The organism is Streptomyces sp. NPDC031670 (assembly GCF_055580545.1).
The window spans coordinates 37,955-52,981 of the sequence record NZ_JBVILC010000015.1; the positions used below are offsets into that span (position 1 = coordinate 37,955).

Annotated in this window: 13 protein-coding genes; 8 read left to right on the plus strand and 5 right to left on the minus strand. The window is 74.1% G+C overall.

Going from position 1 to position 15,027, the window contains the following annotated elements; genetic code table 11:
• Positions 1–54 precede the first annotated feature (54 nt).
• Entirely contained in the window at positions 55–1,200 is a 1,146-nt protein-coding gene (locus ACZ5ID_RS25770; protein WP_468902299.1) for a methyltransferase, read from the plus strand.
• A gap of 99 nt (positions 1,201–1,299) precedes the next feature.
• Positions 1,300–2,844, plus strand: a complete 1,545-nt coding sequence (locus ACZ5ID_RS25775; RefSeq protein WP_468902302.1) for a DUF1996 domain-containing protein — start codon at positions 1,300–1,302, stop codon at positions 2,842–2,844.
• 87 nt (positions 2,845–2,931) lie between these two features.
• On the opposite strand, the gene ACZ5ID_RS25780 is transcribed toward ACZ5ID_RS25775, so the two are convergent.
• Together ACZ5ID_RS25780 and ACZ5ID_RS25785 are read right to left on the minus strand one after the other, a co-directional pair.
• Positions 2,932–3,327: a hypothetical protein gene (locus ACZ5ID_RS25780; RefSeq protein WP_406557248.1), complete on the minus strand. Its 396-nt coding sequence runs from the start codon at positions 3,325–3,327 to the stop codon at positions 2,932–2,934.
• Between the two features lie 118 nt (positions 3,328–3,445).
• Positions 3,446–3,631: a hypothetical protein gene (locus ACZ5ID_RS25785; protein ID WP_468902305.1), complete on the minus strand. Its 186-nt coding sequence runs from the start codon at positions 3,629–3,631 to the stop codon at positions 3,446–3,448.
• A 60-nt stretch (positions 3,632–3,691) separates the two neighbouring features.
• Between ACZ5ID_RS25785 and ACZ5ID_RS25790 the strand changes: the two genes are divergently transcribed.
• From ACZ5ID_RS25790 to ACZ5ID_RS25815, 6 genes are all read left to right on the plus strand, one after another.
• Positions 3,692–4,492: a tyrosine-protein phosphatase gene (locus ACZ5ID_RS25790; protein ID WP_468902308.1), complete on the plus strand. Its 801-nt coding sequence runs from the start codon at positions 3,692–3,694 to the stop codon at positions 4,490–4,492.
• Between the two features lie 73 nt (positions 4,493–4,565).
• Positions 4,566–6,479 carry a hypothetical protein gene (locus ACZ5ID_RS25795; RefSeq protein ID WP_468902630.1) on the plus strand — a complete coding sequence of 638 codons (1,914 nt, stop codon included), beginning with the start codon at positions 4,566–4,568 and terminating at the stop codon, positions 6,477–6,479.
• An 87-nt stretch (positions 6,480–6,566) separates the two neighbouring features.
• On the plus strand, positions 6,567–7,454 hold the full coding sequence (locus ACZ5ID_RS25800) for a metal-dependent hydrolase (RefSeq protein ID WP_468902311.1): 888 nt from the start codon (positions 6,567–6,569) through the stop codon (positions 7,452–7,454).
• A gap of 1 nt (position 7,455) precedes the next feature.
• Positions 7,456–8,529 carry a PDR/VanB family oxidoreductase gene (locus ACZ5ID_RS25805; protein ID WP_468902313.1) on the plus strand — a complete coding sequence of 358 codons (1,074 nt, stop codon included), beginning with the start codon at positions 7,456–7,458 and terminating at the stop codon, positions 8,527–8,529.
• Between the two features lie 13 nt (positions 8,530–8,542).
• Entirely contained in the window at positions 8,543–9,244 is a 702-nt protein-coding gene (locus tag ACZ5ID_RS25810; RefSeq protein ID WP_468902316.1) for a TetR/AcrR family transcriptional regulator, read from the plus strand.
• 24 nt (positions 9,245–9,268) lie between these two features.
• Entirely contained in the window at positions 9,269–9,793 is a 525-nt protein-coding gene (locus tag ACZ5ID_RS25815; RefSeq protein ID WP_468902318.1) for a GNAT family N-acetyltransferase, read from the plus strand.
• A 12-nt stretch (positions 9,794–9,805) separates the two neighbouring features.
• Here the strand turns inward: ACZ5ID_RS25815 and ACZ5ID_RS25820 are convergent, their stop codons facing one another.
• From ACZ5ID_RS25820 to ACZ5ID_RS25830, 3 genes are all read right to left on the minus strand, one after another.
• Entirely contained in the window at positions 9,806–11,848 is a 2,043-nt protein-coding gene (locus tag ACZ5ID_RS25820) for an ATP-binding protein (protein WP_468902321.1), read from the minus strand.
• Between the two features lie 177 nt (positions 11,849–12,025).
• Positions 12,026–13,063 carry a LacI family DNA-binding transcriptional regulator gene (locus tag ACZ5ID_RS25825; RefSeq protein ID WP_468902324.1) on the minus strand — a complete coding sequence of 346 codons (1,038 nt, stop codon included), beginning with the start codon at positions 13,061–13,063 and terminating at the stop codon, positions 12,026–12,028.
• The gene (locus tag ACZ5ID_RS25830; RefSeq protein ID WP_468902327.1) at positions 13,048–14,712 is read right to left on the minus strand and encodes a glycoside hydrolase family 13 protein; all 1,665 of its coding nucleotides are present in this window, start codon (positions 14,710–14,712) and stop codon (positions 13,048–13,050) included. The genes ACZ5ID_RS25825 and ACZ5ID_RS25830 overlap by 16 nt, the downstream gene beginning before the upstream one ends.
• Positions 14,713–15,027 lie beyond the last annotated feature (315 nt).

Consider the following 15,027-nt stretch of genomic DNA (forward strand, 5'->3'; position numbering starts at 1 on the left):
TCGGTGGCGCGGAGCGCCGGCCGCGGCGGGTTAGCCTGGCGGACAATGAACCGGATGACCACGCCCTGGGGCGCGTACGAGCTGACCCGTTTTCCCGAGGACCCGCGCGACCCGCTGCGGGCCTGGGACGCCGCCGACGAGTATCTGCTGCGGCATCTGGAGGGGATCGACCTCTCGGGGTCCGTGGTCGCCCTCGGGGACCGGTGGGGTGCCCTGACGACCGCCCTGGCGGCCCGGGGCGCGGGCTCGCTCATCCAGATCGGCGAGTCCTTCCTCGGCCAGGAGGCGACCCGGGCCAACCTGGCGCGGGCGGGCGTGGCCCGGGACTCCGTCACGCTGCTGTCCACCCATGACGAGCCGCCCGCCCGGGTGGACGTGCTGCTGGTGCGCGTACCGAAGAGCCTGGGTCTCCTGGAGGACCAGCTGCACCGGCTCGCGCCCGCCGTGCACGCGGGCACCGTGGTCGTCGGCACCGGCATGGTGAAGGACATCCACACCTCCACCCTGAACCTCTTCGAGCGCCTCCTCGGCCCGACGAAGACCTCGCTGGCCGAGAAGAAGGCCCGGCTGATCTTCTGCGAGCCGGACCCGGACCTGGCCCGGCCGGTGAACCTGTGGCCGCTGACGTACTCGCTGGAGATGGGCATCGGCCCCGCCTCCGGGCTCGCCGTCACCAACTACGCGGGCGTGTTCTGCGCCGACCGCCTCGACATCGGCACCCGCTTCCTGCTCCAGCACCTGCCCACGCGTACGGGCCCGGACCGGGTCGTCGACCTCGGCTGCGGCAACGGCATCGTGGGCACCGCGGTGGCGCTCGCCAACCCCGAGGCGCGGGTGGTGTTCACGGACGAGTCGCACCAGGCGATCGCCTCGGCCCGCGCGACCTTCCGGCTCTGCGTGGGCGCGGCCCGGGAGGCCGACGCCGAGTTCCGGCTCGGCGACGGGCTGAGCGGGTTCCCGCCGGGCACGGCCGATCTGGTGCTCAACAACCCCCCGTTCCACACCCATCAGGCGACCACCGACCGCACCTCCACGCGGATGTTCACGGACGCGCGCGAGGCGCTGCGGCCGGGCGGCGAGCTGTGGGTCGTCGGCAACCGGCACCTGGGCTACCACCTCAAGCTCCAGCGGCTCTTCGGCAACAGTGAACTCGTCGCCAGCGACCCGAAGTTCGTGGTGTTGCGCGCGGTCAAGCGCTGACCGGTGTTTCTGGAGATACCTACGAATTAGCCGGGGCGTTGAACGCCCCACGCGCCCCTTGCGTATGGAACGACGCGCTGCTTCAAGCGAAGGAGTTCCATGGGACGCTCAATACGAAAACGGCCGACCTTCCCTCGGCGGATGACGATGGCCGCCGCGGCACTCTTCATCGGTGGGGGCGGCCTTGTCGCGGTGAATGTGTACGCCTCGGCGAGCGACGATCCGGGGAAGGCCCAGGTACGGGCCGCCCCGGTGACGAACGCCTCGACGATCGACTGCCCGGACGTGTCCAACAGCCTTCCGGACGTGCCGGAACCGGCCCGCCCCGAGGTGGACCGGGAACTGGCGGCCATTGATACACAGATCACCGACGCATACGAGAAGTTCGCCTCGAACAAGGATCAGGTCGACCGCGATCCCGGCTATGCCCAACAAGCCGTACTGGGTCCGCTGAAGGACAAGCGGACGGCGTCGCTCGACCGGATCGCCGTGGCCGTCGGCCGCAGTGGCGGCAAGCAGCCGCAGGGCATGCAGGGCCTGGCGCCGTGCACCCTGCGCGCGGACGACGACGCCAGGGGCGGGGGCGGCTCGGGAGCCGCCGGCCAGGCCCAGAACCAGGGTCAGAACCAGGGCCAAGGTCAGGGTCAGGGTCAATGGCCCGGCCAGGGCCAGGGTCAGAACCAAGGCCAGAACCAGGGCCAGGGCCAGAACCAAGGGCAAGGCCAGAACCAAGGGCAGGGTCAGGGGCAGAACGTCGGGAACGGGCCCGCGAAGAGCGACTTCGTCGACATCCGCTCCGTCCGGCCCAACGTCCAGGCCCCCCGCACCCAGCGCAACGGCTCGACCGGGTTCTTCACCAGCAGCTGCGGCGTCAACCAGAACGCCAAGCGGAACCCCGACAACGTCATCGTCGCGCCCGGTGTCAGCAATGGCGCCCACCATATGCACGACTATGTCGGAAACCAGGCGACCGACGCCTTCTCCAGCGACGCCGATCTGGCCAAGGGCGGCACCAGCTGCCGTAATCAGGGTGACAAGTCCACCTATTACTGGCCCGTACTGCGCCTTCAGAACGGGCAGAACGAGAACGACGCCAATGCGGACGGCGGCGGCCGGGACAAGAACGTCGGAAAGATCCAGACGCCCTCCCAGGTGACCATCAAGCTCGCCGGAAATCCCGTCAGCAAGGTCACCGCCATGCCGCGCTTTCTGCGCATCATCACCGGCGACGCGAAAGCCTTCACCAACGGCAACGCGAATGCCAACGCGTCCTGGAGCTGCACCGGATTCGAGAACCGCCAGCTCAAGGACAAATACCCGATCTGCCCCCAGGGCAGCAATGTCGTCCGCACCTTCAATTTCCAGAGCTGCTGGGACGGGAAGAACACGGACAGCGCGAACCACCGGACGCACGTCGCCTTCGCGGGCAGGAACGGTGCGTGCCCGCGCGGCTTCAAGGCGATCCCGCAGCTCCAGCAGCGGATCGTGTACGCCGTGCCGCCGGGCCCCGGGTTCGCCGTCGACTCCTTCCCGGAGCAGCTCCACAAGCCGGTCACCGATCACGGTGACTTCATCAACGTCTTCAGCGACCAGCTGATGAGGAAGGCGGTGACCTGCATCAACACGGGGCGCAGTTGCGCCTGACAGCCAGGGCGCGCACGCCCCTGGAAACCCGCTCCCCCTGATGCGCTCCCCCGGGTCACCCCACCCGGGGGAGCACGCACCGCGCGGTCAGCTCATGTGGTGGTGTCCGGAATGGTTGGTCCCGGTCTCGACACTGCCACCGAGCCGGCCGCGCAGTGCGTCCACCACGCTCTCGTCGCCCACGGCGACCCATTTGCGGCCCACCAGATAGGCGCCGCCGTAGTCCTTGGCGCCGTTGATCCACTCCCGCTGGCCGCGGTCGGTGGCGAAGGTCGCCAGGACGTACCTGCCGTCCGCGGTGTCGCAGTTGGCCTGCCGGAGCTCGGCCGCGTTGGTGGAGATCTTCGGTTTGCAGGCGGCCTGGGCCGCTATCTCTTCGAGGGTTCCGCCGGCCGTCTTGGGCGCGTCGTGGCCGCCCCCGCCGCAGCCCGCGGCTAGGGTCACGACCGCGGCTGCCAGGGCCGCTCGTACAAGGGTGCGCATACCTCCATCGTGCCTTCAACCACCCCTCCCCCGCGCGCATTTGGCCATTTCAGTGGCCCCATGACCCGACGGTCGCCCCGCCGTCACCGTGCGCTCCGCAAGCGCCCGCTGTCCCCCCTTACGACCCGAGGAGCGCCGAGCCCATGACCGTCGCGCCGCCCCCGCCGAACGCGCCGCGCGCGTCGGGACGTACGGCGCCGGGCACCTCGGGAGCCACCGGCGCCGGGTCCGTCGCGGGGGTGCCGGACCCCGCGCCCGCGGCCCCGGCGCCCTCCGCGGTCGCACACCCGCTTGACAGCGGCACCGGCCGCACCAACCTGGCGGCCCGCGCCCGGCCGCCCCTGCCCCAGGGGTGCGTCCGCCCATGACCGCGATCCCCGCCACCAGCGTCGCCAACCTCCGCGATCTCGGCGGCGTCCAGCTCGCCGGCGGCCGTACGGTCCGGCCCGGCCTGGTCTTCCGGGCCGGGGCGCTGGACCGGTTCGACCCGGCCCGGGACCCGGCGGTGGCCGGGCTCGGGCTCCGGACTGTCGTCGACCTCCGTACGGACGCCGAGCGCGCCGAGCGGCCCGACCGGCTGCCCGACGGGGCGCGGCTGGTCGTCGCGGACGCGCTGGCGGACGCGGTGAGCGCCTACGGGGCGCCCCCGGCCGCCCAGCTGCGGCGGGTGCTGGCCGACCCCGTCGCGGCCGAGCAGCACCTGGGCGGGGGCCGCGCGGCGGCGGTGTTCGGGGACCTCTACCGGAGCCTGGTGACGTCGGAGTCGGCGCGGGCCGCGTACCGGACGCTGCTGAACGAGCTGGCCGCCGAGGACGCGGGGCCGCTGCTCTTCCACTGCACGGCGGGCAAGGACCGTACGGGGTGGGGGACGACGGTGCTGCTGTCCCTGCTGGGGGCCGGGCCGGAGGTGGTGGAGCGGGAGTACCTGGCGGTGAACGCGGCGGTGCGGCAGGCGTTCGCGCCGCTGGTCGAGGGGTTCACGGCGCAGGGCGGCGACCCGGAGGTGGCGCTCGCGGTGATCGGCGTGGTGCCGGAGTACCTGGCGGCGGGCCTGGAGGAGGTGGCGTCGCGGTACGGGTCGATGGAGGCGTACGTACGGGACGGGCTGGGGGTGGACGACGGGACACTCGGGCGTCTGCGCTCCCGGCTGACGAGCGCCCCCTGAGCCGGGTGCGACCCCGCGGACGGGGGCCGGGCACGGGCAGGCGCGGTGACCATCCCACGATTCGCTCGTTTTGCTGAACGTGGCCCCGCCCCAGGACATCCTCACCCGCCCCACCCCCATCGGCATCGAGCAGGCCGAAGCCGCGCTCGTGGAGCACTACCCCCGGCTGACCCGGCTCGCCTATCTCGTGCTGCCGCCCTCCCTCGGGCGCAACCGCCGGGTGCTGACCGCGCACGCGCTGGTGCAGCGGTCGCTGCCCCGGGGCCGCGCCGCCACCCGGGCGGCGATCCCGGCGCCCCGGCGCGGCGACCCGGGGTACGGCTTCGTGCGGCGCCAGGTCGTCCGGCAGGCGCTGGAGGCCGGGCTGCCGCTGCGGCGGCGGGCCTGGCCCAAGCGGGCGCAGTTGCCGCCGGTGCTGCCGCAGGTGTGGGGGCTGCGGCTGTTCCCCCGCTCGGGCGGCGCCGATGAACTCGCCCTGGACCAGCGGCTCTCCGCGCTGAGCGGTCCCGCGCGGGCCGCCTTCGTGCTGCGCGGTCTCGACGGGCTGAGCGACGCCGAGGTGCGCAGGGAGCTCGACGCCGTGGGCGTCGAGGACGCCGGGGCCGCGGTGGAGGAGGCGGGCGAGCCCGGCGCGGCGGCGGCGCTCCTGGAGGCCGCCGAGTTCGACCCCTGCTCGCTCCAGGCCCGGCCCACCGACCTGATGCGCCGCCGCCAGCATCTGCGCGCCGCCCTGGTCGCCGCCGCGGCGCTGGCCGTCTGCGGCACGCTGCTGGGGCTGCCGGGCGACGGCTGGGGCCCGGACGGCGCCGCCGCGCCGCCGTACGCGCGCAACCCCGCCGCCGAGGCCGCCCTCGACCCCGCCCGGGTCGTCCGGGTGGACGCGGCGGTGTGGCGGACCTCGCCCCGTACCGACTTCTCCGTCTGGCCCGCCCGGGGCCCCCTCACCGGCGACAGCGCGCTGCTGCGGCGCGCGCTGGCCGTCTGGGCGCGGCCGGGCCGCTCCGTGCAGGTCTCCGCCACGCCGAGGACGCCGTCCGGCCCGCCGATGGGCGCGCCCCAGCTGCTGTACGCGGGCAAGGTCGACCGGGCCTCGGTGGTGCTCTTCTACGACGGCCTGCGGGTCGCCCGGTACGCGGAACCGCTGGAGGGCACCGCGGGCGCGGCGCTCGACTTCGCGCGCGTGGACGGGGCGGACACCGCGTCCGCCGGGGCGCTCGTGGTCGGCCGCACCGACGGCAACGTGCGCTATCTGACCGCCCCCTGGGTGCGCGAGGCGGCCGTGCGGGACCTGCTCGCCCCGGGGGCCGCCCCCCGCCCGCTCGTCCGCGACGGGGACGGTGTGACCGCCCCGCTGGTCTCGCCCGCGCAGGCCCGCGACTGCACCTCCTGGGACGTGCTCCAACTGCGCGACGCGTCGGCGGCGCGGCTCCTCACCGACCTCGGCGAGCTCGCGCCCGCCCGGCTCACCTGGGGGGCGCCGGACGCGCCCGGGGACATCACGAGCGCGTCCGCCCGCGAGGCCTGGGCCCGTACCGCCTGTCTGCTGCCCACGGTCCGCTCGCACGGCGTGCGGACGGTCAACTCCTGGCAGTACGCGCGCCAGCCGCTGCCCGAGGCCAACGGGACCGCCGCCTGGCTCTGCACCCGGGCCGACACCTGGTCCGGCACCGACAGCCGGGTGCTCGCCCAGTTCCAGGCGCCGGGCGCGCCGAAGGGGGCGGCGGGCGCGGTCGCCGCGCGCGCCGACGACAGCGCCGCCTGCGGCACGCACCGGCCGCAGGTGCTCGCCGGGGTGCTGTGGAAGTCCCGGGGCGGGCACTGGTACGTGCTGGCGGCCGGCAGCGAGGATCTGGCCGGGGTCGCCGTCTCGGGCGGGGTGGAGGCGTCCGAGCGCGGCCATCTGCTCGCCGTGCGCACCCAGGAGGGCGCCCGCGCCCAGCTGGGCGGGCGGCTCGCGGACGGCACCGAGGTCGCCGCCCTGCGCTGAGCCCGGGCGCGCGGGGTGCGCGGTCCGTACGGACAACTCCTCGCGCACCCCTGTTGCCAGATGCTTACCCGTCAGTACATTGACGCCATGTCTAATACGCCGCGGTCCGCTCCGGTGGTCTCGGAGCACCGAGAGCTCAAGGCCAGGAACGTCTCGTTCGCCTGGGAGGGGACGCCGCTGCACTGGATACCCGGCGACCCGTTCACCGGGCACACCATCAACGTGCTGCATCTGCTGCTCCCGGCGGGCGAGCGCTGGTTCGTGCAGGTGTACAAGCAGGTGCTGCCGTACATCCGCGACGAGCGGCTGCGCGAGGACGTGATCGGGTTCATCGGCCAGGAGGCCACGCACTCGGCGGCCCACGACGACGTGCTCCCCCACCTCAAGGCGCTCGGCCTGGACCCCACCCCGTACACCGCGCAGGTCGACTGGCTCTTCGAGAAGCTGCTCGGCGACCGGAGGCTGCCGCCGGGGCGGGCGCGCCGGTGGTGGCTGATGGAGCGGGTCGCCACCATCGCGGCCATCGAGCACTACACGGCGTTCCTGGGCGACTGGATCCTCAACGCCGACGCCCTGGACGAGCGCGGCGCCGACGCGGTGATGCTGGATCTGCTGCGCTGGCACGGCGCCGAGGAGGTCGAGCACCGCTCGGTCGCCTTCGACCTGTTCCAGCACGTCGACGGCGGTTACCGGCGCCGGGTGCGGACCTGGGCGACCGCGTTCACCGCGCTGGTCTTCCTCTGGCAGCGCGGCGCCCGCTTCTTCATGGAGAACGACCCCACGCTGCTGGACGGCAAGGCCACCTTCGGCGCGTTCCTGCGCGCCGGACGGCAGGGCACGCTGCCGACCGCCGGGGCGATGGCGCGCTCGGTCCCGCGCTATCTCAGCCGTACGTACCACCCCTCGCAGGAGGGCTCGACGGCGCAGGCCATGGCCTATCTGGCGAGCTCGCCCGGCGCCAACGGAGGCCGCTGACATGCCCCGTACGAGCTCCGTGGCGCTGGCCGCGGGGGCGGCGCTGCTGGTGCGGCGGGCGGTCCGCCGCCGGATCGCCGCCTCCCCGCTGTGGCCGCTGCCCGCGCTGGAGACACCCGTCTCCGGCCGGGGCGGGCGCAGGACGGCCTCGCTGCGGCTCACCGTCGCCGAACGGACCGTGCCCGCCGAGGGCGTGGCCCTGCTGCGGCTCGCCTCACCGACGGGCGCGCCACTGCCCGAGTGGCGGCCGGGCGCCCATCTGGACCTGCTGCTGCCGTCGGGGCTGGTCCGGCAGTACTCGCTCTGCGGCGACCCGGCCGACCGCACTGCCTACACCGTCGCCGCCCGGCTGATCGAGGACGGGCGGGGCGGCTCCCGTGAGGTGCACGAGCAGTTGGGCGTGGGCGCCGGACTGGTCGTGCGCGGGCCGCGCAACCGCTTCCCGCTGACCGAGGCGCCCTCGTACGCCTTCGTCGCCGGCGGCATCGGCATCACCCCGGTGCTGCCCATGCTGCGGGCCGTCGAGGCGGCGGGCGGTGAGTGGCGGCTGCTGTACGGGGGGCGGTCGCGGGCCTCCATGCCGTTCCTGGACGAGATCGAGAAGCTGGGGGCGGGGGGCGCGCGAGTCGCCGTGGTGCCCGAGGACGAGGCCGGACTGCCCGATGTGGCCGCGTTCCTGGCGGGTTCGGACGGGGGCGCGGCGGTGTACTGCTGCGGCCCGGAACCGCTGATGGACGCGGTGGCGGCGGCCCTGCCCGAGGGCCGCGCCCTCCATCTGGAGCGGTTCACGCCCGGCGCGAGCACCGCGCAGCCCGGCACCTTCGAGGTCGAACTGCGCCGCACGGGCCGCACCCTCACGGTCCCGGCGGGCCGCTCGGTGCTCGCCACGGTCCGCGACGAGCTGCCGAACCTGCCGTACTCGTGCGAGCAGGGCTTCTGCGGAACCTGTCAACAGCGGGTCCTGGAGGGGGCGGTGGACCACCGGGACGAGCTGCTCACGGACGCGGAGCGCGAGGACTCCATGCTGATCTGCGTCTCCCGCTGCCGGGGACGCAAACTCGTGCTCGACCTGTAGGTACCCTGTTCGCATGACGACCGGGGTGCGGCGCAGGATGGGCGTCGAAGAGCGCAGGCGACAGCTGATCGGGGTCGCGCTGGAGCTGTTCAGCCACCGCTCCCCCGACGACGTTTCCATCGACGAGATAGCGGCGGCGGCCGGGATATCCCGGCCGCTCGTCTACCACTACTTCCCCGGCAAGCAGAGCCTGTACGAGGCGGCGCTGCGGATGGCCGCCGACGAGCTGGCGGCCCGGTTCGTGGAGCCGCACGAGGGGCCGCTCGGGGCCCGGCTGCTGCGGGTGATGGGCCGCTTCTTCGACTTCGTCGAGGGCCACGGTCCGGGCTTCGCCGCGCTGATGCGGGGCGGACCCGCGGCCTCGGCGGGCAACTCGACCACGGCCAACGCCATGATCGACGAGGTGCGGCACGCCGCCTACCTCCAGATCCTCGCCCATCTCGGCGTCCAGGACCCGCCCGCGCGGCTGGAGTTGGTGGTGCGCTCCTGGGTCTCGCTCGCCGAGTCCACGGCCCTGATCTGGCTGGACGGCCGCCGCATCCCGCGCGGCGAGCTGGAGTTGCAGCTCGTGCACGACTTCGCGGCGCTGGCGGCGGTGAGCGCGGCCTACGACGAGGAGATGGCGGCGGTGGTCCTGCGCATGCTCGCGGAGGAGCCGCCGGAGGGCCCGTTCGGGGACCTGGTGGCCAGGCTCATGGCGCTGGCGTCCCGCTAGTCAGGGGGCCGTACTTTGATCACCATGACGACATCGACGGAGACGCTCTCCTTCCGCCTCGCCGACGAAGAGGATCTGCTCGCGCTCGTGGCCCTGTACGACGGCGCCGCCCGCTGGATGCGGGGCAGCGGCATCGACCAGTGGCGGCCCGGCGAGAAGGACGCGGACCACTTCCGGCGGCGGATGGCCGAGGGCGAGGTCTGGCTGGCGCTGACCGGCGACGGCCGGGCGGCCGGGGCGTACGAGCTGTGGTGGCGGGACGAGCCCGCCTGGGGCGTACGGCCGCCGGAGGCGGGCTATGTGCACCGGCTGATGACCGACCGGGCGCTGGCCCCCGCCGGGACCGGCCGGGCCCTGCTCGCCCACGCCGAGCAGCGCATCGCGGCGGCCGGGCGCCCGCTGTCCCGGCTGGACTTCAAGGCCTCCAGCCCGGGGCTGCGCGCCTACTACGAGCGGGCCGGGTACGCGGTCGCGGGCGAGCAGCCCTTCAAGGAGGGCGGGGGCGGCAGCGCCTACGCCGTCGTCCTGATGGAGAAGCGGCTCGGCTGAACCGGACCCGCCTCAACCGCCCTGTGCGACATCGCCCTTGAGGGCGTCGCTGAGCCCCTGGTCGAGCCCGGCGCGCGCCCCCCGGTGGAAGGCGCTGTCGTACGCCTGGTCGCCCAGCGCGGCCCTGGCCCGGCGCTCGCACTCCTCGCGGACGGCGGCGAGCCGGGGCGCGCCCATCTGGGCCTTGCCGACGGTACGCCAGTACTCCTGCCCGGTGCCGAGGACCAGGGCGCCCCGCTCGCCGTCGCCGCGTGCGGCGAGCGCGCAGGCGAGCATGTCGAGGCCGAGGGCGATGCCGAAGCTGTCGTGGAGCAGCCGTTTGCCGGTCAGCATGGCGCGGGCGTGCTCGGCGGCCTCGGTGGCGCGGCCCAGCGCCAGCGCGGTGACGGCGAGCATGTAGTCCGCGTACGCCCGCATCCAGCGCTCCCCGCGGCTCGCGCACCGGTCGCGCAGCCAGGTGGACTCGGCGGCGGCCTCCTGGTGGCGGCCCAGATCGACGAGGGCGTAGACGCGGACGAGCGCGCACAGGGCGAGGCCGGGCGAGAAGTCGGTCTCGGCCGCGTCGATGGCGGGGGTGCAGATGTCGAGGGCGCCCGCCGCGTCGCCCGGCATCAGGACGGCGGCGGCGAGCAGATGGGCGGCGCGCAGCCGGCACTCGGGGTCCGTGGCGCGCGCGACGGACCGCCGGCCGTGGCGCAGCGCGGTCTCCAGGTCTCCCTGGAGGAGGGCGATGGCGCCGAGCACCCATTCGGCGCGGTCGCGGCGGCGGCCGGGCTCGGGGCCGAGGGCGAGGGCGCGCTCCAGATAGCCGCGGCCCTCGTGCAGATGGCCGCAGCAGAACCAGAAGAACCACAGCGAGGACGCCATGTCGAGGGCGGCTTCGGGGTCGTGGGCGAGCAGGTGCTCAAGAGCGGCGCGCAGATCGGCCTGTTCGGCGTCGACCCGCTCGTACCACTCGACCTGGTCCGGGCCCAGCCACTCGGCCTCCGCGGCGCGGACCAGCCGGCGGCAGCGCTCGGCGTGCCGACGGGCCACGGCCGCCTCCTCGCCGAGCTCGCGGAGCCACTGGCGGCCGTACTCGCGGATGGTGTCGAGCATCCGGTAGCCGGGCCGGCCGCGGTGCGGGCCGGCCCGGACGACGGACTTGGCGGCCAGGCCCGCGAGCGCGGCCGTGACGGCTTCGGGGGCGAGCGGACCGCCCGCGGCGACGTCCTGGGCCGCCGCCAGGTCGAAGCCGCCGGCGAACACCGAGAGCCGGGCCCACAGCAGCCGTTCCAGCGGGGCGCACAGTTCGTGGCTCCAGCCGATGGTGGTACGCATGGTCTGGTGCCGGGGCAGCCGGTCGGAGCGGGTGTCGGTGAGGACCTCGAAGCGCGAGTCGAGCCGTTCGGCCAGCTGCTCGACGCTCCACAGCCGCAGCCGGGCGCCGGCGAGTTCGATGGCGAGCGGGATGCCGTCGAGCCTGCGGCAGACGGCGGCGGCGGCCTCGGCGCGGGCGGGGGTCTCGAAGGATTTCAGCGACAGGTGCGGGACGGCGTCGACGGCACGTTGCTTGAAGAGGGTGAGGGCCGCGCCGGCGGGCGGCAGCGGGCCGAGCGGGAAGACCCGTTCCTCCGGGCGTCCCAGGGGCTGCCGGCTGGTGGCCAGGACGGTGAGCCCGGGTGAGGTCTGGAGCAGCTCGCCGATGAGGTGGCCGCAGGCGGAGACGAGGTGTTCGCAGGTGTCGAGGACCAGGAGCAGCCGTTTGTCGGCGAGCCGGCCGCAGAGCGCCTCGGCGGCGCTGCGGGTGGTCTGGCCGGTGACGCCGAGGTGGTCGGCGACGGTGGCGTCGAGGAGTTCGGCGTCGCACAGGGGGGACAGCTCGACCCACCACACCCCGTCGGGACAGAAGGCCAGGCGCCGGCGGGCGCCGCGCAGGGCGAGCCGGGATTTGCCCACGCCGCCCGGGCCGGTGACGGTGACGAGCCGGTGGTCGAGCAGCAGCTTGTCCAGGGTGGCCAGCTCCGCCGACCGGCCCACGAAGCTCGTGGTCTCCGCTGGAAGATTCCCCAACACGGGCACAGTCTGGACCAGACGATCGCCCGCTCCCGCTCCGAAGGCTGGTTCAACCGGAAACAGTCGCAATGCGGCCAGGATTGATCAGATCGACGCCAGTTGTGCCCGCCCGGAGAACACTCCTGACACCCCATGCCACTCCATGACGGCCCGCGCCACCCGATGGCGCCCGTTCGGTCAGTCCCGTACGCGCGCGGTGGACCCCCGTACCACCAGCTCCGGCTGGAACACGAACTCCGTCCGCTGCACGGGGTTGCCCCGGATCTCCTCCAGCAGCGCCCCCACCGCGGCCGTCGCCATCGCCCGCACCGGCTGGCGGACCGTGGTCAGCGGCGGGTCGGTGAACGCGATCAGCCGTGAGTCGTCGAAGCCCACCACCGACACCTCACCGGGCACCGCGAGCCCGCGCTCGCGCGCCGCGCGCACCGCGCCGAGCGCCATCATGTCGCTGGCGCACACCACTCCCGTACACCCCTGGTCGAGCAGCGCGCCCGCCGCCACCTGGCCGCCCTCGACACTGAAGAGGGTGTGCCCGATGTACGCGGCGGCCTCCTGGGCGCGCAGCCCGAACCGCTCCCCCAGCGCGGCCGTGAACCCCTCGGCCTTGCGCCGCGAGGGCACATACCGCGCCGGACCGGCCGCCAGACCGATCCGGGTGTGTCCCAGATCGGCGAGATGGCCCACCGCCATCGTCATCGCCGTGTGGTCGTCGGGCGAGACGAAGGGGGCGGGGATACGTTCGTTGTACCCGTTGACCAGGACGAACGGCACTCCGCGCTCGCTGAGCGCCAGATAGCGGGCGGGGTCGGCGGCGGTGTCGGCGTGCAGCCCCGACAGGAACACGATGCCGTTGACCCCGCGCTCCTCCAACTGCTCGACCAGCTCGTCCTCGGTCACCCCGCCGGGCAGCTGGGTGCAGAGCACCGGGGTGTACCCGTGCCCGGCCAGCACCTGCTCCACGGCCTGGGCGAAGGCCGGGAAGATGGGGTTGGTGAGCTCCGGGGTGACCAGGCCGACCAGTCCGGCGCTGCGGTGGCGCAGCCGGGCGGGCCGCTCCCAGCCGAGGACGTCCAGGGCCGCGAGCACCCGCTGCCGGGTGGTGTCGGCGACACCCGGGCGCCCGTTGAGCACCCGGCTGACGGTGGCCTCGCTGACGGCCGCCTGGCAGGCGATGTCGGCGAGGCGCGGCCCGGCGTCGGTCACACCGCCCACCACACGGTGGTGTCGGAGCCGAGGACGAACTCCCCGTCCTCCACGACGACCTCGCCGCCCCCACTGGAGAGCAGGACCTTCCCCGATGCGGGCGCGGGCAGCCGGACCCGCTCACCGGTGAGGTTGACCGTGCAGACGAACCCCTCGCGCGCGAAGGCGAGCACGCCCTCGGGCGCCTCCAGCCAGCGGACCGTGTCGCCCCTGCCGAGACCGGGGTGTTCGCGGCGGGCGGCGAGGGCGGCGCGGTAGAGCTCCAGGGTCGAGTCCGGGTCGCCGGTCTGGGCCTCGACGGAGAGCGCGCCCCACCCGGCGGGCTGCGGCAGCCAGCTGCCGCCGCTGCCGAAGCCGTGGCTGGGCCCGTCCTCGGTCCACGGAATCGGGACCCGGCAGCCGTCGCGGAAGCCGTCCTGGCCCTCGGCGCGGAAGAAGGACGGGTCCTGGCGCACCTCGTCGGGCAGGTCGGTGACGTCCGGCAGGCCCAGCTCCTCGCCCTGGTAGAGGTAGGCGGAGCCGGGCAGCGCCAGCATCAGCAGCGTCGCGGCCCGCGCCCGGCGCAGCCCCAGCTCACGGTCGCCCGGGGTGCGCAACTGGGTGCCGAGGCCCGGCGGGTTGGCGAAGCGGGTGGCGTGCCGGGTGACGTCGTGGTTGGAGAGCACCCAGGTCGCGGGCGCGCCGACGGGGCGCATCGCGGAGAGCGAGCCGTCGATGACGTCCCGCAGCGCGGCGGCGTCCCAGGGGGCGCCCAGGTACTGGAAGTTGAAGGCCTGGTGGAGCTCGTCGGGGCGTACGTAATGGGCGGTGCGCTCGACAGTGGGCGTCCACGCCTCGGCGACGGCTATGCGCTCGCCCGGGTACTCGTCGAGGATCAGCCGCCAGGAGCGGTAGATCTCATGGACGCCGTCCTGGTCGAAGAACGGCATGACATCGTTGCCGAGCAGCTTGAGCTGCTCACTGCCGCCGATGTCGGGCAGCCCGGCGGCCTTGACCAGGCCGTGCGCGACATCCACGCGGAACCCGTCGACGCCCATGTCCAGCCAGAACCGCAGGATCGAGCGGAACTCGTCGGCGACGGCGGGGTGCTCCCAGTTGAAGTCGGGCTGCTCCGGGGCGAACAGGTGCAGATACCACTCGCCGTCCTCGGTACGGGTCCAGGCGGGCCCGCCGAAGATGGACTCCCAGTCGTTGGGCGGCAGCTCGCCGCTGTCGCCGCGGCCCGGGCGGAAGTGGTACCGCGCCCGCAGCGGCGATCCCGGCCCCTCCCGCAGGGCCCGCTTGAACCACTCGTGCTGGTCGGAGGAGTGGTTGGGGACGAGGTCGACGATGATGCGCAGCCCGAGGTCATGGGCGTCGCGGATCAGGGCGTCGGCGTCGTGCAGGGTGCCGAACATCGGGTCGATGGCGCGGTAGTCGGCGACGTCGTAGCCGGCGTCGGCCTGCGGGGAGGCGTAGAAGGGGGAGAGCCAGACGGCGTCGACGCCGAGGTCACGGAGGTAGGGGAGGCGGGCGCGGACGCCGTTGAGGTCACCCATCCCGTCGCCGTTGGCGTCGGCGAAGCTGCGCGGATAGACCTGGTAGATCACGGCGTCCTGCCACCAGCCGGCGCGGGCGGTCCCGGTGGGGGTGGTGGCGGGGGCGGTGAGGTGCGGGGTCATTTCTTCCCTGGGTCCTGGGTCGGTGTGGTGGTTTCTCTGGGCGGGGCGCCCTTGTTTGGGCCCGGGCTTCGTCTGCGGATCGTGGTGGGCTGGTCGCGCAGTTCCCCGCGCCCCTTAAGGGCCGCCCTCGGGCGGGGCGATCAAGTCCCTTCGGCGTTTGAGGAGCGGGGGCCGGGGCGGAGCCCCGGTTCTTCAGGGGCGCGGGGAACTGCGCGACCAGCCCCCGCGGACCCGCGGACGAACACGAACCGGGGTCCAGGGGCCGCAGGCCCGGGGGTGCTGGGGGCGTAGCCCCCGGCCGGGGGTCCGGGGGCA

Excerpts from the sequence above, each read along its gene's own strand:
- ACZ5ID_RS25810 (WP_468902316.1), top strand. The coding sequence starts at position 8,543 with ATGACGACCGGGGTGCGGCGCAGGATGGGCGTCGAAGAGCGCAGGCGA.
- ACZ5ID_RS25780 (WP_406557248.1), bottom strand. The coding sequence starts at position 3,327 with ATGCGCACCCTTGTACGAGCGGCCCTGGCAGCCGCGGTCGTGACCCTA.
- ACZ5ID_RS25800 (WP_468902311.1), top strand. The coding sequence starts at position 6,567 with ATGTCTAATACGCCGCGGTCCGCTCCGGTGGTCTCGGAGCACCGAGAG.
- ACZ5ID_RS25775 (WP_468902302.1), top strand. The coding sequence starts at position 1,300 with ATGGGACGCTCAATACGAAAACGGCCGACCTTCCCTCGGCGGATGACG.
- ACZ5ID_RS25815 (WP_468902318.1), top strand. The coding sequence starts at position 9,269 with ATGACGACATCGACGGAGACGCTCTCCTTCCGCCTCGCCGACGAAGAG.
- ACZ5ID_RS25830 (WP_468902327.1), bottom strand. The coding sequence starts at position 14,712 with ATGACCCCGCACCTCACCGCCCCCGCCACCACCCCCACCGGGACCGCC.
- ACZ5ID_RS25770 (WP_468902299.1), top strand. The coding sequence starts at position 55 with ATGACCACGCCCTGGGGCGCGTACGAGCTGACCCGTTTTCCCGAGGAC.
- ACZ5ID_RS25790 (WP_468902308.1), top strand. The coding sequence starts at position 3,692 with ATGACCGCGATCCCCGCCACCAGCGTCGCCAACCTCCGCGATCTCGGC.
- ACZ5ID_RS25805 (WP_468902313.1), top strand. The coding sequence starts at position 7,456 with ATGCCCCGTACGAGCTCCGTGGCGCTGGCCGCGGGGGCGGCGCTGCTG.